This window comes from Aeromonas sp. FDAARGOS 1408 (genome assembly GCF_019048665.1).
GTDB classification, from domain to species: Bacteria; Pseudomonadota; Gammaproteobacteria; order Enterobacterales; family Aeromonadaceae; genus Aeromonas; species Aeromonas dhakensis.
On the sequence record NZ_CP077394.1, the window covers coordinates 1,608,754 to 1,630,794 of the forward strand.

Genomic DNA, 22,041 nt, shown 5'->3' on the forward strand with positions numbered 1-22,041 from the left:
TCGGGGCGTCATGCCTCTGTCATGGGGGCAGGGCATCTTGCCTGCGTCGGCGATCACAACGGCGGCCTCTGCCGCACAGGAGCATCTTATGACCAGCTGGGTGATGTGGGAGATCTGGTGGAGCCGGGTATGGGGCGAAGCCGGGAGGGACGAGGCGCAGCACGAACAGGAGCTGGAAGTGGCCCATGAACCGGCGAGGCTGCCGGTCGAGCTGATTGCCCGCGAGCGCGTCCCAGAGGCTGACTGGCGTCATGACGGGAATTAAAACAGCCGCAGCTGCTCGCCCGGGCGGATGAAGGCATCCTGGCGCAGTTGAAAGTGGCGCTTGCCGAGCCCGAGCCGCTTGGCGATCAAGCGAAAGCGCTGGGCCAGCAGATCGGCAAACTGGCCTTCTCCCCGCATCCGGGTCCCGAAGGCGGGACTGTTGAGGGCGCCGTCCCGGCTGGCTCGCAGCTGGTTGAGGATCGCCTCCTTCTGGCCTGGGTAGTATTGTTCCAGCCAGTCACTGAACAGCGGTGCCAGCTCGTGGGGCAGTCGCAGCAGGATATAGTCGGCGCAGTGGGCGCCGGCCTCGGCGGCGCTCTTGATGATCTGCTCGAGCTCGGGTTCGTTGAGCCGCGGGATCATGGGGGCCGCCAGCACGCCGACCGGCACGCCGGCGCGGGCCAGTCTCTCCACCACCTTGAGCCGGCCGGCCCCCGTGCTTGCTCTTGGCTCCAGTTGTCGCCGCAGGGTTTCATTCAAGGTGGTGACCGACACCATCACCTGGCAGAGGCCCTCTTGGGCCAGCTCCGTCAGCAGATCGAGGTCGCGCAATATCATGGCACTCTTGGTGATGATCCCCACCGGATGGCGGTGGGCCAGCATCACTTCCAGCAACTGGCGGGTGAGGCGATAGTGGTGCTCGATAGGTTGATAGGGGTCGGTATTGGCCCCCAGCACTATGGTCTGCGGCTGATAGGCGGGTCTGGCAAACTCCCGGCGCAGCAGCTCGGCGGCGTTGAGTTTGGCAAACAGCCTGGTTTCGAAGTCGAGGCCGGGGGAGAGCTCGAGATAGGCGTGGCTCGGTCTGGCATAACAGTAAATGCAACCGTGTTCGCACCCCTGATAGGGATTGATGGAGCGGCCGAAGGGAACGTCGGGAGAGCTGTTGTAACTGATGATGCTGCGGGCGCTGATCTCCGTCACCTCGGTGCGGGGATCGCTGGCGGCAAATGCCGCTTCCCACTCGGGTTGGGACCAGCCGTCGTCGACCGCATCGACCTGCGGGCCGCTGAAACGGTGATCAACGTTGTGGGAACTGCCTCGTCCTGCCATGGTGCCGCACCAATACTGTTTATATATACAGTTATCATGCTGACCCTCATTGCCGAATGCAAGCCCTGCCGACCCAGCCGGCCATAAAAAGCATGTCAAAGGGATCTCTTGCTTGATCGCGGCGCTACATTTCGTTTACATAGACGAAATGCGAACTGGATCACGGAAATCATCATGGCACCCATCACCTCCCGCTGGCTCTTCATCGCTGTCATTGCGCTGGTTATCTGGCGCCTGATCCCGCTCTCCACCGAGCAGGAGCTGGCCTCGGCCAACCGCGCCTGGCGCACCGGCCACTTCGATGAGGCAACCCGGATCTGGTCGCCGCTGGCGGATCAGGGCCAGCCACGGGCGCAGGCGCTGATGGGTTGGAGCCATGAAATGGGGCAGGGGAGCGAGCAGGATATGGATCGCGCCATCAGCCTCTATCGTCAGGCGGCGCAGGCGGGGGACGCCTTCGGCCAATACCGGCTGGGGGAGCTCTATTTGCGTGGCACCGGGGTGAAGCGGGATCTGCGCGAGGCGTTTCACTGGATGGAGCTGGCAGCCAGGAACGGCGATGTGCCCGCCATGTTGAAGGTGGGGGTGCTGCATCTGATGGGGGGCAGCGGGCGGGTCGATCTGCCCCGTGCCAAAGCGTGGCTCTATCAGGCCGCCAGGCAGGGCAACCAGCTGGCGCTCAAGGTGCTGCAGGAGCTGGAACTGGCCCAGGAGGGGAGCTCCACGTTCGATTTCAACTGGCAACCTCTGCTAGGGGAATAACCTCCAAGCGGTTCATCTGGTTGTAGAAAATCTCAGCAAACCCGATACAGCTCCGCCTACTTCTGGTAGCATGGTCCGGTTTTTGGTTTGTCTTGCGACGTTGAACGGGTTGTTTGCGTCACGGGGCGTCTTCGCAAAGTGCTGTGGAGAGCCAGAACATCACCCATTTTTGAATGAATCTTTCCATCCCGCATGTGCCCTTTGGTAGGGGGCACCACTGTATAAGGAAACACACAATGCCAATCATTACTCTGCCTGATGGCAGCCAACGTCAATTTGCCCACGCCGTTTCCGTCATGGATGTGGCCGCGGACATCGGTCCCGGTCTCGCCAAGGCGTGCATTGCCGGTCGGGTAAACGGTGAACTGGTGGATGCCTGCGAGCTGATCGAAGCCGATGCCTCCCTGGCCATCATCACCGCCAAAGACGAAGAAGGTCTGGACATTCTGCGCCACTCCTGTGCTCACCTGCTGGGTCATGCCATCAAGCAACTCTGGCCCCAGACCAAGATGGCCATCGGTCCCGTCATCGACAACGGTTTCTACTACGACATCGATCTCGACCGCACCCTGACCGATGAAGATCTGGCTGCCCTGGAAGAGCGCATGCTGGCGCTGGCCGCCAAGGATTACGACGTCGTCAAGAAGAAGGTCTCCTGGCAGGAAGCACGCGATGTGTTCGAAGCCCGTGGCGAGACCTACAAGGTCGAGATCCTGGATCAGAACATTGCCCGTGATGACCAGCCCGGTCTTTATCATCACGAAGAGTACATCGACATGTGTCGCGGCCCGCACGTGCCCAACATGCGTCACTGCCACCACTTCAAGTTGCAGAAAATGTCCGGCGCCTACTGGCGCGGCGACTCCAACAACAAGATGCTGCAGCGTATCTACGGTACCGCCTGGGCCGACAAGAAGCAGCTCAAGGCCTATCTGCAGCGTCTGGAAGAGGCCGCCAAGCGCGACCACCGCAAGATCGGCAAGCAGCTCGACCTGTACCACATGCAGGAAGAAGCGCCTGGCATGGTGTTCTGGCACAACGACGGCTGGACCATCTTCCGCGAGCTGGAAACCTTCATCCGCGGCAAGCTCAAAGAGTACGACTATCAGGAAGTGAAGGGTCCCTTCATGATGGATCGCGTGCTGTGGGAGCGTTCAGGTCACTGGGAGAAGTACGCCCAGGCCATGTTTACCACCCAGTCCGAGAACCGCGAGTACGCCATCAAGCCGATGAACTGCCCGGGTCACGTGCAGATCTTCAACCAGGGCCTGAAATCCTACCGCGACCTGCCGCTGCGCATGGCCGAGTTCGGCTCCTGCCACCGCAACGAGCCGTCAGGCTCCTTGCACGGCCTGATGCGGGTACGGGGTTTCACTCAGGATGATGCTCACATCTTCTGTACCGAAGAGCAGATCATGGAAGAGGTGTCTGCGTGCATCCGCATGGTCTACGACGTCTACGGCACCTTCGGTTTCGAGAATATCGTGGTCAAGCTCTCCACTCGTCCGGAACAGCGTATCGGCTCCGATGAAGCCTGGGATCGCGCCGAGGCCGCGCTGGCCGAAGCGCTGGTGCTGAACGGTCTGAAGTACGACCTGCAGCCGGGCGAGGGGGCCTTCTACGGTCCCAAGATCGAATTCACCCTGCATGACTGCCTTGACCGTGCCTGGCAATGTGGTACCGTGCAGCTCGATTTTGCCCTGCCGGGCCGTCTGGGTGCCACTTATGTGGGCGAAGACAACGAGCGTCACGTCCCCGTGATGATCCACCGCGCCATTCTGGGCTCGCTGGAGCGTTTCATCGGGATCCTGACCGAAGAGTACGCCGGACTGTTCCCGACCTGGTTGGCACCTAGCCAGGCCGTGGTCATGAATATTACCGACAATCAGGCCGATTATGCGGTGAAAGTAGCCAAAGCATTGAATGATGCGGGCCTTCGCGCAAAAGCGGACTTGAGAAATGAGAAGATTGGCTTTAAAATCCGCGAGCATACTTTGAAGCGGGTACCTTTTATGCTGGTCTGCGGCGATAAAGAAGTAGAAGCCGGCAAGATTGCAGTACGTACCCGTAAAGGGGCTGACCTGGGCTCTTATCCTGTTGAAGAGCTGATTGCTCTGTTGACCCAGGAAGTTCAGACCCGCGGACAAAAGAAAGTGGAGGAATAAGCTATAAAAGGCGGAAAAAAACTGGGCAAGCAACCGCAAGCCCGCGCTCACCGGATCAACGAAGAGATCCGTCTGAAAGAAGTTCGTCTGACTGGCCTGGATGGTGAAGCCATTGGCATCACCTCCATCCAGGATGCTCTGAACTTGGCCCTTGAGGCCGGAGTGGATCTGGTCGAGATCAGTCCGAACGCTGAGCCGCCCGTTTGCCGGATCATGGATTACGGCAAATTCCTCTACGAAAAGAGCAAAACCACCAAAGAACAGAAGAAAAAGCAGAAAGTCGTCCAGGTCAAGGAAATCAAATTCCGTCCTGGCACCGACGAAGGCGACTATCAGGTAAAACTACGCAACCTGGTTCGCTTTCTGGAAGACGGGGACAAGGCAAAGGTCACCCTGCGCTTCCGTGGTCGTGAAATGGCCCACCAGGATCTTGGTATCAAGGTTCTGGAGCGTGTCAAGAACGACCTGGAAGAGCTGGCCGTAGTCGAATCGTTCCCGAAAGTCGAAGGCCGTCAAGCTGTGATGGTCCTCGCACCCAAGAAGAAATCTTAAGGCCCACAAGAAATTGACTCATGGGGCCAGCCCCATGAGTCGGTTCGCCTTGCGATTTTGTTGTCACTCACAATGCGGAGTATGAAATGCCGAAGATGAAAACCAACCGGGGCGCCGCAAAGCGCTTCAAGAAGACTGGCTCAGGTCGCTTCAAGTGCAAGCACAACCACCTGCGTCACATCCTGACCAAGAAGAGTAGTAAGCGTAAGCGTCAGCTGGGACCGAAGTTCTTTGTTTCCGCTGCCGACCACAAACGTGTTGTCGCTTGTCTGCCGTACGCATAAGGGGGGATGTGAAAAATGCCAAGAGTTAAACGTGGTGTGACCGCTCGCGCTCGTCACAAGAAAGTAATGAAAGCCGCCAAGGGTTACTACGGCGCCCGTTCCCGTGTCTACCGCGTAGCGGTACAAGCGGTAACCAAAGCTGGTCAGTATGCCTACCGTGACCGTCGCCAGAAAAAGCGTCAGTTCCGTCAACTGTGGATTGCTCGTATCAACGCAGCAGCCCGTCAGAACGGTCTGTCCTACAGCCGTCTGATCAACGGTCTGAAGAAGGCTTCCATCGAGATCGATCGCAAGATCCTGTCCGATATCGCCGTTCACGACAAGCTGGCTTTCACCGCCCTGGTTGAAAAGGCCAAAGCAGCTCTGGTTTAATCCGGTTCTGTTATAAATGCTAAAAGGAGGCCTAGGCCTCCTTTTTTGTATCTATAACCATCTGTTTTACATCAGTTTTTCATTTCTTATGTCCACATTCTGTCCACGCTTTTTTATCTATGTGGTCACTCCGGCAGCTCTGCCAGTTTTACTTCGAGTTGCAAGCGGTTGGTGTAGCCCTGATCGGTGAGGTCGTGGACGACCTGGGTGAGTAGCCAGTCTGCTTCGTCGATTTGCGGTTTGAAGCCCCTGACCGTGGTGGGTTGCTCCGGGTAGAGCTCTGGTCGGCCTTTGGCCAGGGTGATCTGAAACTCGGCCACGCCGCGCTGCAGCTTTTCCCACTCAGCCCGGGCGGCGCGCATGGCGTTGCTCTGGTTGGCGTAAACGTGGCGCAGCTCTTTGACGTTCTCACTGTCGCCAACCAGCAGCTCGTTCTCCTTCTTGTTGACTACCACCCCCGGTGGTAGCGGCCGTTCCTCTTTCGGTTTGGTCTTCCACTTGCGCTTCACCTCGATTTTCTTCTTCTCGGCGGCCTTGTTGTCTTGCCAGTAGGCGATGACGCCGGTGTAGGCGTCGCGGTCTGCCACCGAGAACTGGTGTTGATCGCCGTCCTGGCGGGTGATGGTGACAGCTGGCAGTGGCTTGCCGCTTGCGGTGGTGCCGTTGCCCGCCTTGATAAACATCAGGCGGCCAGATTTGACGGTGGCGATGGCATCCTGCTCGGTGGCCAAGCGGGTGAGAAAGGCCAGATCGCTCTCGTTGGTCTGGTCGATGTGGTCGATCACCATCCCCTTGAAAGCGTCGCCAACGCTCGGTGTTAGGCCATAGCGGGCGGCAAGCTGTTCGACGATGGCGCTAATGGTTTCGAAGTGCCAGCTGCGCTCGCGCAGTTTATTCATGCCCCCGCGCAGATCAGCCGACTTTCCCCTGATGGTGAGTAAATCCGGTGCGCCGCCGTGTTCCACCTCGTCAATTTTGAAGGTGCCTTTATCGACCAGGGGGCCGCCTTGCCACCCGATGCTGGCTTGGAGGGTGGCCCCACGGCGCGGCATGGCCAGCTTGCCATCGCTGTCATCGAGGGCGATCTCGATGGTGTCGGCCGAAAAGCCCCGGTTATCGGTGATGGTCATGTGCATCAAGCGTGGGCGCAGAGTGCCCGAGACATCGCTGCCATCGACCCGCACCTGATAGGCGGGCGCCGGATGTTGTTGGCTCAGGGCATCCAGCTGGCTGGTGATGCCAAGGTTTTCAGTCAAGCGGGTACCGAACAGGTCGAATGCTCCCATCAGAGCAGCCCCCCGAGTTTGCCGCCCACCGTGTTCAGCAGCTTGCCAACGCCCAATCTACCGAGCAGGTTGCCCGCGGTGCGCCCGAGCAAGGTATTGCCGAGGGAGTTGTCGTTGTCATCGACCCGCTTGAGCTTGATGCTGAACTCGATTTTTCTGGCGCTGCCATCCAGGAAGAACTCGCTGCGGGTGGTGCTGATCCCCTCTATCACGAACGAGCCGCGCATCACGCCATCGCCTTGGATTAAGGGGAAGGCTTGGCCGCTGTCACCCATGCTATTGAGCATATCGAGGGAGACTGGGCCGCCGGTGAGCTCTGGATAGAGCACCCCGCTTAAGTGACTGAGCTCGTCATCTGGCCCGAGGTACTGATATGAGGGGCGGGCGCCGACCCGGTTATTGCCCGGGTGGCGCCATGTTTTTTCGTCTTGTTGAGATTGCGGGGCCACGGTCGAGCGCATAAACACGAACCAGCCCAGGGTCATCATCATGGTGGTTGCTCCTTAGTTGCGGTCGGTCAGGGAGGCGCGGCCACTGGCAGCTGCCTGCCGTTCGCGTCGGTCCAGTTCGCGGCGCACCTCTTGCGCCACATCGGTGGCTGATTGTCCCGGCTGCTGGGTGATACTGATCGGGGCGTGGATCTGGGTGATGCTGTTGCCTCGGGCCACTGGTCGCACCGGGGTGACGATGCGCGGGCCGTATCCCGAACCGCCCGCCATGGCCGGGGTGTTGTAGTTGCCGGTGAGGTAGCCGGACGGATTGACGTTGGCGGTGACCGAGTCGCCCCCCTTCATCCAATCCGGCAGCAGGTCGGTGAGGGCTTTGATCTTGTTCTTCAAACTCTCCCACTTGGCACTGATGCCGCCAATCAGGCCATCGATGATGGCCTTACCCTTGTTGGCGGCGCCCGCAGGCAGGGTATCGAAGAAGGTCCAGATCTCGTTCCAGTGCATGATCAGCATGCCGATGGGGGTCCATGAGAAGAGCTCTTTCAGGAGTTCCCAGAAGGCGAGAGCAGAGGCCTTGCACTGGGCCCATAGGTCGCTGAACCACTTGGTGACCCCATCCCAATTTTTGTAGAGCAGGTAGGCCCCGGCCGCGATTGCCACAATCCCCATGATGAACCAGCCGATCGGGGTGGTAAGCATGGCAATGCCGAGCCTGACCATGCCCATGGTCAGCGCCTTGATGAAGGTCAGCAGCGGGCCGCCATAGACCAGCAGGGTGGAAAGCCCCATTTTGATGGCGGCCAGTGGCCCCAGCAGACCGGCCACAATCAGCAGCAGCGATCCGCCAGCAGCAGCCGTTACGGCGGTGACCGCCGCGATACGGGTCAGGGTCGAGGTCAGCTCTGGGTTGGCCCGCATCCAGTCGCCAGTGACCTGGATGATCTCGGTGACGCGCTGGATAATGCCGCGTAGTGGGCCGTTCTCGGTCTCCATCATCTGGATCCCTACGTCATCCCAGGCGGAGGTGAGGTTGTCCAGATCGCCGATGGCGTTATCGGCCATCACCTTGGCAACCTTGCCCGCTTCCCCTTGAGTTTGTTTCAACGTGGCGATTAGCTCCTGCAGCTTGCCGGAACCAGCCTGCTCGGTCAGCACGGTCAGGGCGGCAAATGCCTCTTCGCCGGCGATGGCCTTGAAGTAGCCCGAGCGGGTGGCGTCCCCCATCTTGCTGGTTTTCTTATAGAGCTCGTCCAGGATATCTGGCAGCGAGCGCAGGTTGCCCGCCGCATCGGCGGTCTTGACGTTGAGGGCGGCCAGCGCATCGTTCGCCGCCTTGGGCGGGGAGGCCAAGCGGCCGAGAATGGCGCGGATGGCAGTCCCGCCCATGCTGCCCTGAATACCCGCATCCCCCAGCTTGCCCGCCATGGCGGAGGCAGTTTCAAGGTCAACCCCGAGCCCTGCCGCCACCGGCCCCACGTATTTCATGGTTTCACCCAGCATCTGCAAGTCGACGTTGGCGCGGGTGAAGGTGCCGACCATCACATCCCCCAAGCGGGTCATCTGGTTGGCCGGCAGCTTGAAGCCGGTCAGGATGTTGGACCCGATGTCAGCGGCGGCAGCAATCTCGACGCCGCCCGCCTTGGCGATATCGAGCACCCCGGGCATGGCGTCACGGATTGCCTTGGGGGTGAAACCGGCCATGGCCAGAAAGCCCTGACCCTGCGCCGCTTCGCCCGCCGTGAAGGCGGTATTGGCGCCGAGCTCCCGTGCCTGAGCCCGCAGGGCGGCCAGTTCGCTGCTCTCTTTGCTCAGCCGGGTGATCGCCTGCACCTTGGACATATCGACATCAAAGCCCATCGCCTTGCCCGCGATATTGGTGCCCTTGTAGATGGCGGCGGCCCCGGTGGCCATCCCTGCAGCGCCATAGCCTGCCAGCGTGCCGCGCATGGACATGGTTTTGTCGTAGTTGGCTTTGATCTGGTTAAGGCGCTTTTGCTGGTCGGCCAGTTGCCCCAGCTTGGCCCGCTGCTGGTCGAGCTGGCTGTTGGCGGAGGCCAGATCGCTCTTGAGCTGGCGCTGGTGCTGGCCCAGCTGTTTTGTGTTGATGCCTGCCTCGCTCATGGCCCGTTTCAGGCTGCCGTGGCGGGCGACCATTTCCCGCTCTTGCTGGGAGAGGTCGCGCACTTTCTGCTTGGCTTGCTCCATGGCACGGGACATGGCCTTGGTCGGTTGCTCGACCTTGGCAAACTGCTGGGCCATCTGCTGGGCGTCGCGCTGGGCTTGGGTCAGCTGGGCGCGGGTTGCGCCAATCTGCTGGCCGAGGGTGCGATAGCCATCAATCTGGCCGCTCTGGGCTTCCAGCTCCTTGATGCGCTTCTTCGTGTCGACCAGGTCTTTGGCGGTGATGCGGCTCTGGCCGCTGGCTGCCTTGAGGGGGGCGGTGAGTTTGTCGATCCCGTTAAGCAGGATTTGCAGTTTGAGAGGGTTCATTGTTGTTCTGCCCCGTTGATGCGGTTGTGAGTCTCAACGAGGCGTTGGTGCCAGCCCATCAGCTCGCTGATCTCCATGGCCGCCATCTCGGACGGCGGCCAGTGGGCGATGATGGCAATCTCGGCCATCAGGTCATCTATGCAGTGAGGTAAGCCTCCTGCTGCGAGCCCATCAAAAAACCGACCACCACGACTCCGGCTTTGAGCAGGTCAGCCGGATCCATGTCGTTCACTTCTTTTTCGGTCAGGTCAGTGATGCGGGGCAGCAGTTTGATGAGGGTATCGACGTTCATCTGGACGATGTCCATGGTGTTGAGCCCGCGCAGGTGGCCTGCCTTTTTGGGGCTGCGGATGGTCAGACTATTGAGGGTGCTCTCGCCGCGCTGGATCGGGGTGTCGAGGGTGATTTCTTTCTGTTCCATGGTGTAGGTTCCTGTTGTTGATGTGGTGAGGGCGGCAGTGTGCCACCCGTTGGATGGGTGAATGGGTTAGAGGCCGATGGCTTTGCGGTGCTCGGCCATGCGGTCGACGCCATCGGGGCCGATCTCGATCATGTTGAGCAAGTCGATTTCGTGGATGACGGCCCCGTCAATGGTCACTTTGTAGTAGGTGTTAACCATGGTGACCTTGGCCTGGCTGTTATCGCCGACCTTGGCGGTGCCCCAGTCGATCTCTTTGAAGCGGCCTCGGGTGAATACTTCTACGGCCTGCACACCGACGACATCATCACGTTGGATGGAACCGGCAAAGCGAAGGGCGATGCCGTCGATCTTGCCATTGCCCATCTTGCCCAGGATCTCGGCGCTGTAGCCGCCCATGGTGAAAGAGGTATCGAGAGCGCTGTCATCCAGCCCCATGTCGATGTTGACGGCGCCGCCCATGCCGCCGCCGCGATAGGCTTCGAACTTGCGGGAGAGTTTTGCAAAGGTGAAGTCTTCCGCTTCACCCACCCAGTTAGTGCCGTCGGTGAACATGTTGAGCTGTTTGACTTTTCTTGGCAGTGCCATGGTGGCTCCTTATGCTGCGGCCGCGACGCGGGCGCCGAAGTCGATGAGGTAGGAATCGGTGATGCGCTGGATGAAACCGAGGTCTTCGAGTGGCGGCACCGGGGTGTAGTTGTAATCAATGCGCAGCTTGCCCGCCTTGAGGGTGTCCTTGTCGTTGAGCTCCTCGTTGTACCAGCAGTCAAACCCGAGCAAATATCCGCCGTTCACCAGCTCGCGGCCCTTGGCCTTGATCCCTTCGACGATGTCTTTGACCAGGGACGGGTGCAGCGGCTTGTCGTTGGCCCACATGTGCGCCTCGGCCATGGTGTCAGCCAGAATCTGGGCGGTGCGGGTGTAGTTCTCGAAGGCGAACAGGGGATCATCTGAGCAGGTGCGGTTGCCCCAGTAGCGAAAGCCGTCAGAGCGGATCAGTGCGGTGACCTCGTTGGCGTTGAGCAGGCCGACCTCGGTGTCGGGGTCTTGCAGATCCCAGAACAGGTTTTTGGTCATGCCATCGACCCCGGTCACGCCGACGTTCGACAGGGTCTTGTGCCAGCCAATCTCTTTGTCGATCAGTGCCCGCATGGCGGCAGCCTTGAGGCAGGCATCGAGCTTGATGCTGGCATTGGTGGCAACGTCCCACGCGATCCAGTCGGCATGCACCAGCATCAACTCACGGCTGGAGAAGTTTTCACGGTAGGCCAGCGCGGCTTCGACGGTCTCGGCGATGGTCGGCACGTAGGCAAAGGCGCGCAGCTTCTTGGCCATGCCCGCCAGCGCAGTGGATACCGGCAGGGTGCAGTTGTCCGGCACGCAGAGGATGCGTGGCTTGACGCCGGTAGCCGGGGTGGCCCGCTCCAGCGCCTTGAGGCCGGTATAGCTGCCATCGGGCTTGATGGTGCCGATGATGTTGCTGGTCAGCGCTGCCGCATCCGCGCCTTTGGCCACACGCACGGCGATAACGATGGTGTTGACGGTGTCATAGATGGTTTGCAGTGAGCGTTTCAGGTTCCCCTCGCTGCCCGCCTTGGCGATGGCCGCTGGCAGGTTGGCGATCAGCACAGGCTTGTCGAGGGGGAAATAGGTGGCGTCGGCGTCTTCGCTGGTGCAGACCATGCCGATCACCGCCGTGGCGACGGTGCGGATGGTACGGGTACCCTCGGTCGCTTCGACGACGCGCACGCCGTGGTGGAATTGGTCCAGTGCCATAGGTTCTCCTGTTGTCCGGACGGAGCATTCTTTGCGTAGGTAATGCAGGTGATGTGAACAGGGTCAGGATGCAGGGGCAGGGGATCGCAGGCGAGCGGCGGCCAGTGTATCTGGCGTGGATACACTGGATGGGCGGTGACAACGGGGTAACGGACGGCAGTAACGAAACACCCCGCACAAGGCGGGGTGTTTCGTTAGATGATTTTGTCCGGTTCGGTTGGCCACTGCGGCGACTCTGGCCAGCCGGCTTGCTCCGACACCAGCGTCAGCTCGTAGCGGTAACGCTGCCAGTCGGCCAGCAACTGGGTGTGCTCTGGCTTGGCATAGCCGCCATCGACTGCGGGCTGAAGGGTAGCAATGGTCTGATTTGCCAACGTGAGGCAGTCTGACAGGCGCGCTTGCGCGCTATTTTCAGGAGAGACTTCCGTTACTGAGGGTGGTGTGATGTTGTTACCTGAGACGACCCATCCAGGCATCACATCATCGCTGCATGCCATCCAGTCAAGCGCTTCATAATAGCGGCCAGAGGGGTCAACCTCGGTGGTTTCCATGACGACATTCTTTTCGATTCGTGCCCACATAATTTACCACTCCACAATGACCATACCGTTTAACCCATGTTGACCGGCGGAAACCTGATTTCCTGTGACTGTTGCGCCACCATTGCCACCGCTACCTAATGAAGTGATAGTTGCCCCTCCTAGTCCCCGTCCCACCGAGCCTCCTGCTGTGGTCGGTGTTGCAGCAATTCCGGCAGAACCATGGCCACCATAGCCATCAATATCGCCGCCAGAACCTAATCCACCACTGCCTCCAGCTCCACACATCGAAGAGGTTGTTCCGCCTATGGCGGAGTTCCCCGGGTTACCGCCGGTTGCACTACAAAACGACCCAAACGAGCTGGTTTGTCCCGGTAAAGCGATATTCAATCCATTTGTTGCCCCTATTCCACCGCTTCCGACAGTGATAGGAATGCTGTCTCCAGGTGACACATTGACCAACTTTTTGGCATATCCCCCTGCGCCACCCCCGCCACCACTGGCGTTGTAATTGGTCGATGAGTTTGCTCCCCCCCCACCGCCGCCGGCTCCGACCACTGTGACCAGGACTTTATACACGCCGGTTGGAACCACCCAGTGGGTCACGCCCACCTGTTTGAAGGTTGCAATCTGTTTTTGAATGCCCATCTTTGCCAGTTTCAAGGCAGTGACGAATTTGGCGTCATCGGTACCGGCGTTCACCTCTGCCTGGGTGGCGATCTGTGCCTTACCCTTCACGGCTTCACTGGCGGTGGCGATGGTTACCGCCCCGGTCATGCCATCCACCGATTGCACCGAGTCGGTCGGGGTGAGCAGTTCTTGCCAGTTGGCCAGAGTGGCGGCGCCCGCAATCCGCAGGATGAAGCTCTTGTTGAGGTCGGTACGTACGGCTATATCCCCGACTTCGGCGGTCAGGGCCAGCATGGCGGCCTGGGTGTTGACCACAAAGGTGTCGGTGATGGCCGTGGCCGGGATTTGGTTAACGGGGACCTTGCCACTGCCATCGAGCGTCGCCACCCCATTGGCTGCGCCTTTTTGTGCGATGGGAACCGCATCGGTGATGCCATAGCCCGCCAGGGTGGTGGGGTTGCTGCCGGCGGTGATGTTGCCCTTGGCATCGACGGTGACCGAGCGATAGGTGCCCGCCACCACCCCCGAGTTTTTATAGGTGGCGGTGATGGTGATGTTGCCGCTGCCATCAAATGCCGCCTGACCGGTCACATCACCAGCCAGGGCGATATTGCGGGCGGTGCTGAGCTTGTTGGCCTTGCCCGCCGCCGTGTTGCCCCCTTCGATATCATCGACGTGTTTTTTCAGGTAGGCGGTACGATTGGCAAGCGCTTGTGCTTGCTTGTTGGAGATGCCGCCCGGGCCGCCCAGCACCGGATCACCGGTTTCGAGTTGGTAGATGCCAGCCTCCCAGCTGACGACCTCTTGTAAATTCGCCATATCACGAGGCTCCGTGGTTGTAGTTGCCGTTGTAGGTTGCGGCGCCGTTGTAGGTAACGGGCGCCCGGGTGTAATCGAGCGCAGAGAGGTGGCAGCGGGCTGGGGCCATCTCTGCCAACAGGCGCTTGATGCGGTTGGCCTGTTCGGTGGTGACCGGGCGAGTCAGGATGACCCGATAGACTGCCCAGCGGGTCGGGTCGCCATGGGGTTCGTTGCCGTTGTAGCTGAGGGTGCCGTCATAGCGGCGGCCGGTGGCGCGCTCGATGATGGTGCTGTCACCAAAGCCCAGCACGTTCAGCGCTTCCTTGATGGCCCATGGGGTTCCCTTGCGCTGATGCAACCTGAACGAGGCTTTGATCAGCGCCCGCTGCTGGTCTTCCGATTCCGCCAGTTCCCACCAGTCCACCGAGCGGGCCCATGCCAGCCAGGGCAGCAACGGCGTCGGGCAGGTGTCGGCAAAGCGGGTGGAGGTAATGACTTCTGGTGTCAGGTTGTAGGCCAGCGCGGCGGCGGTCAGGTGCTCCAGACGGGTTGCAGAGGGTGGCAACAGATCCCGGGTTGCCGGGATTGCCAGTGGCAGGCGATGCACCTTGTGCGACCCCATGCCACCGGCATCGACCCCTTGGCTCGCCAAGCGAGTGATGGTGGTGAACGGGCCTACCAATGGGGGAGCTAGTCCATCGTGTGCCAGGGTGATGGTCAGGGCTGGCTGGGTTGCTGTTGGCAGGGCTGGCGCTATCGGGTAGATGATCTGGGCGTACTTGGCGATCGGTGTGCCCATGGCGCCGGTAAAGGCGGTTGCCGCCTGCGCCAGTTTGGTTTTCAGCAATAGCGCACCTTGCTGACCGTCAGCCAGATCACCGATGGTCTGTCGTACCTTGGCTTTGTGGCTGCCGATGACGCCGAGAGCGAATCCTGCAGGAGCCAGCCGTTGCTGAATGGTCGGCACCTCGATGGCATCAGGTTGTAATCCGCCAGTACCGAGCCGGGTTCTGACTCCCGCCGTGCCGACAATTCCGGCATCAAGCCCGACAAGGGTTATCTGTGTTGACATGTCAGCCGCCCCCATGGCGAGCAGGTCGCCCATTGTTGCAACCGTGGCCCGGATGGTCGTTGCCGGAGCGCCCTGTGCGCCATCGCTGATAGCGATGGCTTTGGTGCGGCTGGTCAGCTTGTTGGCCCCGGCTGCAAACTGGCTGATCCCGGTTGGCTTGGCGCGTTGAATGAGCGATGCCATCCCGACTTGGCCTGCTTCTATCCCTGCCACTGTCAAGCCAACTCTGACCCCGGCAATGGCGTCGGGCACCGGATCATCCGGGCCTTGCACTGTGCCCCGATAGAGAGCTGCCCCGTCATGTGACAGGGTGCCGTCGTGATAGGTGAGTGACCCGCGCCAGACGGGATAGAGGGTTGCCATCAGAGCTTGAAGATCTTATTGGGGCCGTTATCCCAGGCGATGATGATGTCGCCGCCGTTGGTGCTGACCGGCAGGCCCGCCGCCGTATCGAACAGGGCGATCAGCGGGCTGGTCGCGGCGTTGCCGGTGTCTTTGTAGATGGCGCAGTAGTTCACGTTGGCGGTTGGCACGGCGGTGAAGGTGACATCGGCCGCATCGAGCACGCCAGCAGCCACGGTTTTGCTGGTGAGGGTTTGCGGTGTGCCGACTACATGGGCCGAGATCCCGCTGTAGAACTCGTCGCTGGCGAGGGTCGGCGAATAGGTGCTTTTGAGCAGGGCACACTTGAGGGTGTCGGCACTGGCATTGATGGTGCCGGTGAGAAACTTCTCGCGGCCTTTGTCATAGAGGGCGTTTGCCATGGTGGTGTCCTTAGTCGAGGTGGAGGGCGGTGAGTTTGGCGGCCTGCTGCGCGCTGCAGGTGACATCGGTCAGCGGCGCGCGCAGGGTGACGCTGTCGATCCCCGGTTGGTGCAGGGCGGCATAGATGGCGGAAAGCGGGACGGTGGTCCCGACCCGGTAGTAAGCGGCTGCCGTCTTGGTCATGGCATCTTTCGCGGCGGCAATGGCCTGCTCTTTACCCAGACCGATGGCGTTGAGGGTGGCATCGACGGCATAGGGCTTGATCTGGGCGGGTTCGACCGCCACCAGATCGCAGAGCGGGCGCACGTCTTCGGCAGATAGCGCCAGCTCGACCAGATTGAGGGTGTCGGCGCTCGGCTGGCCTGCCGGTGAGAGGATGGTCACTCTGACGGTGCCCGGGGTGGGGCTATCGACGGCGACATCGGCCACCTCGGCACTGGCCGAGAGGGCGTGAAACTTGTAGGCATTGACCGGGCCCGCTGTGGCCATGCCCTCATAAGCCATTTGGCAGCGCATGCGCAGGCGGTCATCAGATTCATACACCGGCTCGATGGGCGGGGTTGCTGATGGATTGCCTGGGGTGACCAGCAGGCGTTCGAGTTCGTACTCACCGGCCACATGGTCCAGGGTGGTGCCACTGGCAAAGGCGAGCAGGGTCTGCTTGGCGGCATCGTTGATGCGGGCCCGCAGGATCATTTCGTTGTATGCATTCTCCTGTAGCAGCTTGTTGAGCGGTTCGGATTCCAGTTCCAGCGTGGCAGCGATAGCCGCCTGCTGGTCTGCCGGGTAGTAGCTGATCAGGATGGCTTTGCGCTTGGCCAGGATGGCCTCGAAGTCGAGGGTTTCCTCGACTTCAGGTGGCGGGAGCTGGGTCAGGTCTACAGTGCTCACTGGGTGGCTCCTGTCGGAATGGGGATGGTTGCAGACTCCAACACGCCGCCATCTTTGCGCTGCCAAGTGAGCTCGATGGTTAAGGCGCCATCCATGCCGCTGCCCAGCACATCGACGCGGGTGACGGTGATGCGGGGCTCCCAGTTGATAAGGGCTTGCACGGTGGCGGCCATCAGGCGCAGGCGGGTGGCCTGATGCTGGGGCATGTCGATGAGGTAAAAGAGCTCACTGCCGTAGTCGCGGCGCATCACCCGCGAACCCACCGGGGTGAGCAGGATGTCGCGCACCGACTGGATGATGTGGTCGGTGGCACTGATGGCGCAGCCATTGGCGGCATTCATGCCGAGCCAGTTCATACCGGGCCCCCTGATGTGCCGCTGCCCGGCATGGTGTCTTTGTGTTTGTGGGTCGTGACTTCTATACCGCCGATGGTTGCGCTGGGGGCGGTAATCTTGCCCCCTGCGCTGATGGTGGTGCCAACCTTGAGCGCCTTGGTGCATTCGACCAGCGGGGTGATCAGCTTGACGGTTACCGATGCCGAGATAGTGGCGGACTTGATGCCGGTGGCGTTGAGTGCTCCGGTTTCAGGGTTGTATTCGATGACGGCGCCATCGCTGTATTCGGTGCGGTCGAGATCCGGGTTGTCATCTTCGGCCAGCGGTTCGGGGTACTGGTCAGCATTGAGGCGTCCGACGATATAGGCATTGCGCAGATCGCCACTGACGGAGAGCAGGATCACCTGCTCGCCCTGGCTCAGGCGATGGCGGGTACGGTTAGCCCCGGCCCTGTCCGTGGTGTAGGGCCGCCAGTTGGTGGTGATATCGCCAGTTTTGACGCGACACTCTCCGGAGCGCACGGCGGTGACGGTGCCAATGCGGATCAGGTTGTCGATCAGGCGTTTGAGTTCGGTTGGGGTCGGTTGCATGAGGCCATTGTTTTGGGCAATGGCGGGGAAAACGAGAAAGTGTTAGTGTGTGGAGAGTTTGCACAATTCAATCAAAGCTAAAATTGATATTAGGTTAGCTTCTTGTTGGACCTGTATCGGAGATATGAGGCTAATAATTAGCCCCATACTGTAAGTTATTTAAAACTTAAAGCCTTTTAATTAAGCTTGGAGCTTATTTAAATAGTTGCTTGGCTTTTCTTATTGTTTCGACAAACTTCCACCCTTTTGAATTTGTAATGTCATGGTGTATCTTTTGAAGAGACAATAAATGCTCATTAAGCTTTAAATTTTCTTCTTTTAATGCACAGATATCAATGTCATCTTCTTTAGGTATAGAGTAAATACTAGCTTGCTCGCTCTTAAATTCTTCAATGGATAATGACAAATCAGACAATCTTTTTTTAATGTCATTCAAAGGACTTGTTTGTTGTAGTATGTAATCGGTCCTACGAATACAGAATAAAGGTAACTTGTCATTTTTTATGAAAAATGCGTTTACATGCGAAGATACATCGTATGTATACCCAATCCCATGTAACTCTCTGCGAATGTCATCGAAGCATAAATGACCTACTTCAATGCATATAATATCGGGAAGTACAGCAGAGCCTCTCATCCCCTCAATTACAGATAATTCATGTCCTTCAACATCTAGAACTAGTAGGTCTATGTGGGTTATGTTTTCTTGTGCAATGAAGTCGTGCCAAGTTTTAACTTGCACTTTTGTTTCAACAATTTGGCAACCAATTTCTTTGAGGAGCGAACTGTGAGCTTGAGTATGGTTTAATGAGCCATTTGTACAATCCACCCCGAATGTTGGGTGATCTACGGCTTTAAAAATGGCTTCACCATTTTTATTGGACAGTGCAAAGTTGAAGTTCTTTGATTCAGGGCGATTTTTACATAATTTTTCATAAATCCAAGGGACAGGTTCAATATTATAACCTTTCCAATTCATAGTTTCTTCAAAAAACTTACATGAGTTTTCCGTTAAGCCATCAAAAGCACCACACTCTATAAAGACACCTAGAGTGTCCTTGTTTGGGAAATATCGTTCAAATATAAATTTATCCAAGGGTGGGTCGAATTGACCGTAAAACTTTTCCATTTTAATTCCTTTGGCGTTTAATATGGTAAGTTATCTTGACTATATTGACTGTTTTTAATGAGTAACGGTTGTAAATCACAACGATAATGTAAGTTAGATATTGACCTTCGTCTATATATAAATTGCATAGTTCCCCCCCAAAATCGACCTCAGATCACAGTTGTACAGCTGCAATTATTTAACTGTTTACAAGTCATTTGCAGATAGATTATTGTGACAGATTGCTCATCAGTTATTCACAGAGTAACGAATGAAGTAGCATTGTTTCTAACCTATCGATATCTTTTTCATCCATTCCTAACAGGTGGCGTTTGGGATACTGGATATCCTGCCCTTTGCTACCTTTGTCTTTCAGGCCGTGGTGGTGAATGTTGGCCACCTTGTCGGCGGTGCTGGCAAACGAGACCTCGGCGCGATCGCGGTATCCCTTGGCTTTGAGCCATTTTGATTTGATCAGACGAGAGAACATCTTACGCTTGAGTGAGTTTTTGTTGATGGAGTCGCCCTTGCTGGTATCGAGCTTGATAAAACGCTTGATGCGGGAGCGTTTGAAGGTGCGAATGCCGCCGCGCATGATATCGAACCCAATGATATAGCTACGGGTGCCACGCCAGCTTTTGAGGTGACGTACTTCTTTGTCACTGGTGGTGTAGATAAATTTGATTTCGCGGTTGCCCCGCTGTGACTTGCGCGGATCCATCTTGTCACCTTCCGGGGTGACGTTGGCCTTGATGCGGTTGGCGTTGCTTTCCCGCATCTCTTTGGCCATCTTGTCAGCGAACTTGGCCAGCTCCCTGTCCGAGAGTCTGGCCCGGATCAGCTCTGCCCGTTCTGCAAAACGGGTTAGCTTGTCGATGTCGGCGGCCATGGCTGATATTCCCCGTTGATAAACAATTCCCAGGTGATGCCGTCATAAGGGTCTTCGGGTGGTTCTGGCAGATGCTCATAATGCAGGCCCTGCTCGTCTTGCCATACCCTTACCCGTTCTGTGAGCGGTAGCTTGATTTCGATGTCACAGGTGTCGTTGTTTTGGATCTCGACTTCGAACCTGACGCTATTTTCACGCTTGTCAGGGTTCATCATCAGTTCCGGTTGATACTGCCGAACCCACGCCAGCAGCGGCACCATGATGGTGTTCGCATGTTGGGCAAAGTCGGCAATGATGATGGTCAGTTCGTACTGGTATTCAAACGACAGGCTTTTGGCCCCCGTGGCAACCAGCTTGCCCTTGTCGACGAATATCATCATGTGGTCAGGGTTTTGGCGCAGCAGCGGGATGCACTTTTGCAGCACCTCACGGATCTGTTTTGGCTTTTCCATCTTCCCTTCCTTGTTGTCGTGTCTGGCAGGAGATGAGGCTATCGACCTTGGCGGCGCAACTGGCCCAGGCGGCCTCGGTCTGGCTCAGCTGGTCGAGCAAGTCGCCGTTATTGCGTGGTGCCGCCGGCGGCAGCTGGCAGGGGCTCGGGGCTGGACAGGTGAGCCTGATAATCTGCGGCGCCGGTGAGGGCGGGGCGCTGGAGCAGCCTGATAACAGGGTCAGGCAGAGGGCGATCAGCCCAAGCTCTGAGTTCGGCATTTTCACGTTTAAGCCTCTTGATGGTGTCGGCGCGGGTGGCGGCTGACTGAGCCAGCTGGTCGAGCTGGCCCTGCAGCTGCTGCGCCGCTTGTGCCTGGGTGGTCAGTTCCCGTGTGAGGGTGGCGATGGCGGTCTCTTTAAGCTGCTCGCGCCGCTCAGCCTCTTTGGTTTTCTCTTCGGCTGCCTTGAGACTGGTTTGCAGGGTGGTGACGTCCCCTTTGGCCTTGGCCGCCGAGCGGGCTGACCAGCCCCAGCCACCAAGGGCGACAGCCAACGCAAGCAGCAACCAGCTGAGGGGCGAGCCCAGCAGCTCACGCCACATTGGCTACCTCCTGCACCTGATAGACCTTGGTGAAGTGCGCAAACCACTTGGCCAGCTTGGTGTCGTAGTCGTTCTCCTTAAATGCCGGGCCGTTATAGCGGCGGGCGAAATCTGCCCACTTTCGGCCCTGCAGCGCCTTGTGCATGGCGGGGTCTTGCTGGATAAAGCGGCACAGGGCGGTGAGGTGTTCGACCTCGCTGCGCTGCATGGCCGCCTGCCAGTCGCTGGCGGAGGTAAAGCCCAGCGGCTGCCAGTGGTAACCCATGATCTGGAACATGCCCCAGCTGGCCGACTCGATGGCCGCATCCCGATGCAGGCTGATGGCCAGTTGCAGCCGCTCCCACTCGGCTGCGCCGCCCGCATAGCCGCCGCGTTTGGGGTTGACCAGGTTGGGGTAATGGGCGGCCAGTTGGTCGGCAGCCGCTTTGCCCAGTTGTTTGGTGAGCTGCTGGTAGAACACATGCCGCTCGAACAGCACCACCGGGCGCATGGCTTGGGTGAAGCCTTCGCCGATGCTCTCGACCTGGGCAACGGTGGCCATGGTGGCCAGCGGCACTGCCAGCAGATCGGCCCCGGCCTGCATGTGGTTGATGGTCAGCTGGTTGCCGCGCTCACTGCCGAGCAGGGCGGCCAGGGTACGCGGGCCCGCCTGACCGATGGCGGCAATCATGTAATCCCGCTGGAAGGCTATCAGCGCCTGCTCGGTTGCCTCACCAAACCAGCCATCGACAGCCACCGGATAACCGGCGGCGGTGAGGCGGCGTTGCAGGTCTGCCACGGCGGTGCCGGTATCCCCTTTTTTCAGGCTCATGGCTGGTACCTCCGGTAAATATCCCGGGCATGGTCGGTGCTGGATGGTTTGCCCCGGGGCAGCAGGTGGTGCACAGAGCCGCCGGTGTTGAGCACGGCGCACAGCAGGAAGAGAGCGAGCCCGAAGGCTGCCGGATCTGGCACTGGAATGCCGCCGAACAGAAAGCGCAGCGGAATGGAGCCTGACAGCACGCAGAGCAGCCACGCCATCCAGGCGGGCAGGGCGCGATACTCGCCACCTTTGCGGTCAAACAGCATGACCCGCAGGAAGATGGCGGCGCAGATCAGGGCGTAAAGGGCGGTGTAGATAAACACACCGGTAGGAGTCGTCGGGATCATGGTTGCCCCCTTTTGTTAAACAAGGCTTCAAGTAGCCGATCTTGATTGCGCATGATGAGCTGCAGCAGGCGCACCATCATGGCGGAGGCGATCAGCGAGCCGATCGCATTGCTGACCTGGACGCTGGCGGGCAGCAGTACCTCCAGCAGTTGGCAGGTAAAGCCGGCCAGCAGCAGGCCGCTGATAAACGAGGCGACAAACAGGGCAATCCGGCGCAGGCGCCCCTGCTCTTCGGCGGCCGAGATAAACAGCACCGCGCCGGTGAGCGCGCCGAGTACGACGGAGGGATCCACCCCGGGCAGGGTGAACAGCAAGGCCAGACCGGTGAGGGTGCTGGTTGCGGCGCTGGAGGAAATCGGTTCTGGCAT

Annotated in this window: 29 protein-coding genes; 6 read left to right on the top strand and 23 right to left on the bottom strand. The window is 59.0% G+C overall.

What is annotated here, in order from left to right:
- Positions 1 to 88 precede the first annotated feature (88 nt).
- The gene (locus tag I6L38_RS07530) at positions 89 to 265 is read left to right on the top strand and encodes a hypothetical protein (protein WP_216989347.1); all 177 of its coding nucleotides are present in this window, start codon (positions 89 to 91) and stop codon (positions 263 to 265) included.
- Here the strand turns inward: I6L38_RS07530 and I6L38_RS07535 are convergent.
- A complete protein-coding gene (locus I6L38_RS07535) occupies positions 262 to 1,317 on the bottom strand; it encodes a PA0069 family radical SAM protein (RefSeq protein WP_216989348.1) in 1,056 nt (351 codons plus the stop codon). The genes I6L38_RS07530 and I6L38_RS07535 overlap by 4 nt on opposite strands.
- Before the next feature lie 174 nt (positions 1,318 to 1,491).
- Here I6L38_RS07535 and I6L38_RS07540 point away from each other — a divergent pair, with 174 nt between their 5' ends.
- The 5 genes from I6L38_RS07540 (at position 1,492) to rplT (ending at position 5,452) form a co-directional block, all read left to right on the top strand.
- Positions 1,492 to 2,079: a tetratricopeptide repeat protein gene (locus I6L38_RS07540; RefSeq protein ID WP_216989349.1), complete on the top strand. Its 588-nt coding sequence runs from the start codon at positions 1,492 to 1,494 to the stop codon at positions 2,077 to 2,079.
- A gap of 236 nt (positions 2,080 to 2,315) precedes the next feature.
- Positions 2,316 to 4,244, top strand: coding sequence for a threonine--tRNA ligase (gene thrS, locus I6L38_RS07545; RefSeq protein ID WP_216989350.1), 1,929 nt, complete (start codon positions 2,316 to 2,318; stop codon positions 4,242 to 4,244).
- Positions 4,245 to 4,265: 21 nt separating this feature from the next.
- Positions 4,266 to 4,796, top strand: coding sequence for a translation initiation factor IF-3 (gene infC, locus I6L38_RS07550; protein ID WP_185219337.1), 531 nt, complete (start codon positions 4,266 to 4,268; stop codon positions 4,794 to 4,796).
- A gap of 86 nt (positions 4,797 to 4,882) precedes the next feature.
- A complete protein-coding gene (gene rpmI / locus I6L38_RS07555; RefSeq protein ID WP_005300673.1) occupies positions 4,883 to 5,080 on the top strand; it encodes a 50S ribosomal protein L35 in 198 nt (65 codons plus the stop codon).
- 15 nt (positions 5,081 to 5,095) lie between these two features.
- Complete coding sequence (gene rplT / locus I6L38_RS07560) at positions 5,096 to 5,452, top strand: 50S ribosomal protein L20 (protein WP_005300683.1); 357 nt, start codon at positions 5,096 to 5,098, stop codon at positions 5,450 to 5,452.
- 125 nt (positions 5,453 to 5,577) lie between these two features.
- Here the strand turns inward: rplT and I6L38_RS07565 are convergent, their stop codons facing one another.
- The 22 genes from I6L38_RS07565 to I6L38_RS07665 form a co-directional block, all read right to left on the bottom strand.
- Positions 5,578 to 6,738, bottom strand: a complete 1,161-nt coding sequence (locus I6L38_RS07565) for a phage late control D family protein (RefSeq protein ID WP_216989351.1) — start codon at positions 6,736 to 6,738, stop codon at positions 5,578 to 5,580.
- Positions 6,738 to 7,229 (bottom strand): phage tail protein, encoded by a 492-nt coding sequence (locus I6L38_RS07570; RefSeq protein ID WP_216989352.1) that lies wholly within the window; start codon positions 7,227 to 7,229, stop codon positions 6,738 to 6,740. Before I6L38_RS07570 ends, I6L38_RS07565 begins: the two co-directional genes overlap by 1 nt.
- Positions 7,230 to 7,241: 12 nt before the next feature.
- On the bottom strand, positions 7,242 to 9,677 hold the full coding sequence (locus I6L38_RS07575; RefSeq protein WP_216989353.1) for a phage tail tape measure protein: 2,436 nt from the start codon (positions 9,675 to 9,677) through the stop codon (positions 7,242 to 7,244).
- Positions 9,674 to 9,805, bottom strand: coding sequence for a GpE family phage tail protein (locus I6L38_RS07580; protein WP_108541148.1), 132 nt, complete (start codon positions 9,803 to 9,805; stop codon positions 9,674 to 9,676). Before I6L38_RS07580 ends, I6L38_RS07575 begins: the two co-directional genes overlap by 4 nt.
- Positions 9,806 to 9,813: 8 nt before the next feature.
- Positions 9,814 to 10,098 carry a phage tail assembly protein gene (locus I6L38_RS07585; protein WP_108541147.1) on the bottom strand — a complete coding sequence of 95 codons (285 nt, stop codon included), beginning with the start codon at positions 10,096 to 10,098 and terminating at the stop codon, positions 9,814 to 9,816.
- Between the two features lie 66 nt (positions 10,099 to 10,164).
- The gene (locus tag I6L38_RS07590; RefSeq protein WP_108541146.1) at positions 10,165 to 10,683 is read right to left on the bottom strand and encodes a phage major tail tube protein; all 519 of its coding nucleotides are present in this window, start codon (positions 10,681 to 10,683) and stop codon (positions 10,165 to 10,167) included.
- 9 nt (positions 10,684 to 10,692) lie between these two features.
- A complete protein-coding gene (locus I6L38_RS07595; protein WP_367948970.1) occupies positions 10,693 to 11,865 on the bottom strand; it encodes a phage tail sheath protein in 1,173 nt (390 codons plus the stop codon).
- A 200-nt stretch (positions 11,866 to 12,065) separates the two neighbouring features.
- Positions 12,066 to 12,422: a tail fiber assembly protein gene (locus I6L38_RS22590; protein ID WP_236660672.1), complete on the bottom strand. Its 357-nt coding sequence runs from the start codon at positions 12,420 to 12,422 to the stop codon at positions 12,066 to 12,068.
- Positions 12,423 to 12,455: 33 nt separating this feature from the next.
- The gene (locus tag I6L38_RS22595) at positions 12,456 to 13,859 is read right to left on the bottom strand and encodes a glycine-rich domain-containing protein (RefSeq protein ID WP_254204192.1); all 1,404 of its coding nucleotides are present in this window, start codon (positions 13,857 to 13,859) and stop codon (positions 12,456 to 12,458) included.
- Position 13,860: 1 nt separating this feature from the next.
- Positions 13,861 to 15,096: a phage tail protein I gene (locus I6L38_RS07610; protein WP_254204193.1), complete on the bottom strand. Its 1,236-nt coding sequence runs from the start codon at positions 15,094 to 15,096 to the stop codon at positions 13,861 to 13,863.
- Positions 15,097 to 15,275: 179 nt separating this feature from the next.
- Positions 15,276 to 15,677: a hypothetical protein gene (locus I6L38_RS07615; RefSeq protein ID WP_216989356.1), complete on the bottom strand. Its 402-nt coding sequence runs from the start codon at positions 15,675 to 15,677 to the stop codon at positions 15,276 to 15,278.
- A gap of 10 nt (positions 15,678 to 15,687) precedes the next feature.
- Positions 15,688 to 16,569, bottom strand: a complete 882-nt coding sequence (locus I6L38_RS07620; protein WP_216989357.1) for a baseplate J/gp47 family protein — start codon at positions 16,567 to 16,569, stop codon at positions 15,688 to 15,690.
- Complete coding sequence (locus I6L38_RS07625; RefSeq protein ID WP_216989358.1) at positions 16,566 to 16,925, bottom strand: GPW/gp25 family protein; 360 nt, start codon at positions 16,923 to 16,925, stop codon at positions 16,566 to 16,568. Before I6L38_RS07625 ends, I6L38_RS07620 begins: the two co-directional genes overlap by 4 nt.
- The gene (locus I6L38_RS07630; protein WP_213387156.1) at positions 16,922 to 17,494 is read right to left on the bottom strand and encodes a phage baseplate assembly protein V; all 573 of its coding nucleotides are present in this window, start codon (positions 17,492 to 17,494) and stop codon (positions 16,922 to 16,924) included. Before I6L38_RS07630 ends, I6L38_RS07625 begins: the two co-directional genes overlap by 4 nt.
- Positions 17,495 to 17,687: 193 nt before the next feature.
- Positions 17,688 to 18,623 (bottom strand): FkbM family methyltransferase, encoded by a 936-nt coding sequence (locus I6L38_RS07635; protein WP_216989359.1) that lies wholly within the window; start codon positions 18,621 to 18,623, stop codon positions 17,688 to 17,690.
- Between the two features lie 232 nt (positions 18,624 to 18,855).
- Positions 18,856 to 19,491, bottom strand: coding sequence for a phage virion morphogenesis protein (locus I6L38_RS07640; protein WP_213387158.1), 636 nt, complete (start codon positions 19,489 to 19,491; stop codon positions 18,856 to 18,858).
- Positions 19,467 to 19,943 carry a phage tail protein gene (locus I6L38_RS07645; RefSeq protein WP_213387159.1) on the bottom strand — a complete coding sequence of 159 codons (477 nt, stop codon included), beginning with the start codon at positions 19,941 to 19,943 and terminating at the stop codon, positions 19,467 to 19,469. The genes I6L38_RS07640 and I6L38_RS07645 overlap by 25 nt, the downstream gene beginning before the upstream one ends.
- Complete coding sequence (gene lysC / locus I6L38_RS07650) at positions 19,918 to 20,166, bottom strand: Rz1-like lysis system protein LysC (protein ID WP_236269755.1); 249 nt, start codon at positions 20,164 to 20,166, stop codon at positions 19,918 to 19,920. Before lysC ends, I6L38_RS07645 begins: the two co-directional genes overlap by 26 nt.
- Positions 20,051 to 20,524 (bottom strand): Rz-like lysis system protein LysB, encoded by a 474-nt coding sequence (gene lysB / locus I6L38_RS22600; protein ID WP_254204194.1) that lies wholly within the window; start codon positions 20,522 to 20,524, stop codon positions 20,051 to 20,053. Before lysB ends, lysC begins: the two co-directional genes overlap by 116 nt.
- Positions 20,514 to 21,335 carry an N-acetylmuramidase family protein gene (locus I6L38_RS07655; protein WP_216989361.1) on the bottom strand — a complete coding sequence of 274 codons (822 nt, stop codon included), beginning with the start codon at positions 21,333 to 21,335 and terminating at the stop codon, positions 20,514 to 20,516. The genes lysB and I6L38_RS07655 overlap by 11 nt, the downstream gene beginning before the upstream one ends.
- Complete coding sequence (locus I6L38_RS07660; RefSeq protein ID WP_139746580.1) at positions 21,332 to 21,673, bottom strand: phage holin family protein; 342 nt, start codon at positions 21,671 to 21,673, stop codon at positions 21,332 to 21,334. The genes I6L38_RS07655 and I6L38_RS07660 overlap by 4 nt, the downstream gene beginning before the upstream one ends.
- Positions 21,670 to 22,041 carry a putative holin gene (locus tag I6L38_RS07665; RefSeq protein ID WP_071911234.1) on the bottom strand — a complete coding sequence of 124 codons (372 nt, stop codon included), beginning with the start codon at positions 22,039 to 22,041 and terminating at the stop codon, positions 21,670 to 21,672. The genes I6L38_RS07660 and I6L38_RS07665 overlap by 4 nt, the downstream gene beginning before the upstream one ends.

Excerpts from the sequence above, each read along its gene's own strand:
- I6L38_RS07530 (WP_216989347.1), top strand. The coding sequence starts at position 89 with ATGACCAGCTGGGTGATGTGGGAGATCTGGTGGAGCCGGGTATGGGGC.
- I6L38_RS07535 (WP_216989348.1), bottom strand. The coding sequence starts at position 1,317 with ATGGCAGGACGAGGCAGTTCCCACAACGTTGATCACCGTTTCAGCGGC.
- I6L38_RS07540 (WP_216989349.1), top strand. The coding sequence starts at position 1,492 with ATGGCACCCATCACCTCCCGCTGGCTCTTCATCGCTGTCATTGCGCTG.
- thrS (WP_216989350.1), top strand. The coding sequence starts at position 2,316 with ATGCCAATCATTACTCTGCCTGATGGCAGCCAACGTCAATTTGCCCAC.
- rpmI (WP_005300673.1), top strand. The coding sequence starts at position 4,883 with ATGCCGAAGATGAAAACCAACCGGGGCGCCGCAAAGCGCTTCAAGAAG.
- rplT (WP_005300683.1), top strand. The coding sequence starts at position 5,096 with ATGCCAAGAGTTAAACGTGGTGTGACCGCTCGCGCTCGTCACAAGAAA.
- I6L38_RS07565 (WP_216989351.1), bottom strand. The coding sequence starts at position 6,738 with ATGGGAGCATTCGACCTGTTCGGTACCCGCTTGACTGAAAACCTTGGC.
- I6L38_RS07570 (WP_216989352.1), bottom strand. The coding sequence starts at position 7,229 with ATGATGATGACCCTGGGCTGGTTCGTGTTTATGCGCTCGACCGTGGCC.
- I6L38_RS07575 (WP_216989353.1), bottom strand. The coding sequence starts at position 9,677 with ATGAACCCTCTCAAACTGCAAATCCTGCTTAACGGGATCGACAAACTC.
- I6L38_RS07580 (WP_108541148.1), bottom strand. The coding sequence starts at position 9,805 with ATGGCCGAGATTGCCATCATCGCCCACTGGCCGCCGTCCGAGATGGCG.
- I6L38_RS07585 (WP_108541147.1), bottom strand. The coding sequence starts at position 10,098 with ATGGAACAGAAAGAAATCACCCTCGACACCCCGATCCAGCGCGGCGAG.
- I6L38_RS07590 (WP_108541146.1), bottom strand. The coding sequence starts at position 10,683 with ATGGCACTGCCAAGAAAAGTCAAACAGCTCAACATGTTCACCGACGGC.
- I6L38_RS22590 (WP_236660672.1), bottom strand. The coding sequence starts at position 12,422 with ATGGAAACCACCGAGGTTGACCCCTCTGGCCGCTATTATGAAGCGCTT.
- I6L38_RS22595 (WP_254204192.1), bottom strand. The coding sequence starts at position 13,859 with ATGGCGAATTTACAAGAGGTCGTCAGCTGGGAGGCTGGCATCTACCAA.
- I6L38_RS07610 (WP_254204193.1), bottom strand. The coding sequence starts at position 15,096 with ATGGCATCGCTCATTCAACGCGCCAAGCCAACCGGGATCAGCCAGTTT.
- I6L38_RS07615 (WP_216989356.1), bottom strand. The coding sequence starts at position 15,677 with ATGGCAAACGCCCTCTATGACAAAGGCCGCGAGAAGTTTCTCACCGGC.
- I6L38_RS07625 (WP_216989358.1), bottom strand. The coding sequence starts at position 16,925 with ATGAACTGGCTCGGCATGAATGCCGCCAATGGCTGCGCCATCAGTGCC.
- I6L38_RS07630 (WP_213387156.1), bottom strand. The coding sequence starts at position 17,494 with ATGCAACCGACCCCAACCGAACTCAAACGCCTGATCGACAACCTGATC.
- I6L38_RS07635 (WP_216989359.1), bottom strand. The coding sequence starts at position 18,623 with ATGGAAAAGTTTTACGGTCAATTCGACCCACCCTTGGATAAATTTATA.
- I6L38_RS07640 (WP_213387158.1), bottom strand. The coding sequence starts at position 19,491 with ATGGCCGCCGACATCGACAAGCTAACCCGTTTTGCAGAACGGGCAGAG.
- I6L38_RS07645 (WP_213387159.1), bottom strand. The coding sequence starts at position 19,943 with ATGGAAAAGCCAAAACAGATCCGTGAGGTGCTGCAAAAGTGCATCCCG.
- lysB (WP_254204194.1), bottom strand. The coding sequence starts at position 20,524 with ATGTGGCGTGAGCTGCTGGGCTCGCCCCTCAGCTGGTTGCTGCTTGCG.
- I6L38_RS07655 (WP_216989361.1), bottom strand. The coding sequence starts at position 21,335 with ATGAGCCTGAAAAAAGGGGATACCGGCACCGCCGTGGCAGACCTGCAA.
- I6L38_RS07660 (WP_139746580.1), bottom strand. The coding sequence starts at position 21,673 with ATGATCCCGACGACTCCTACCGGTGTGTTTATCTACACCGCCCTTTAC.
- I6L38_RS07665 (WP_071911234.1), bottom strand. The coding sequence starts at position 22,041 with ATGCCAGAACCGATTTCCTCCAGCGCCGCAACCAGCACCCTCACCGGT.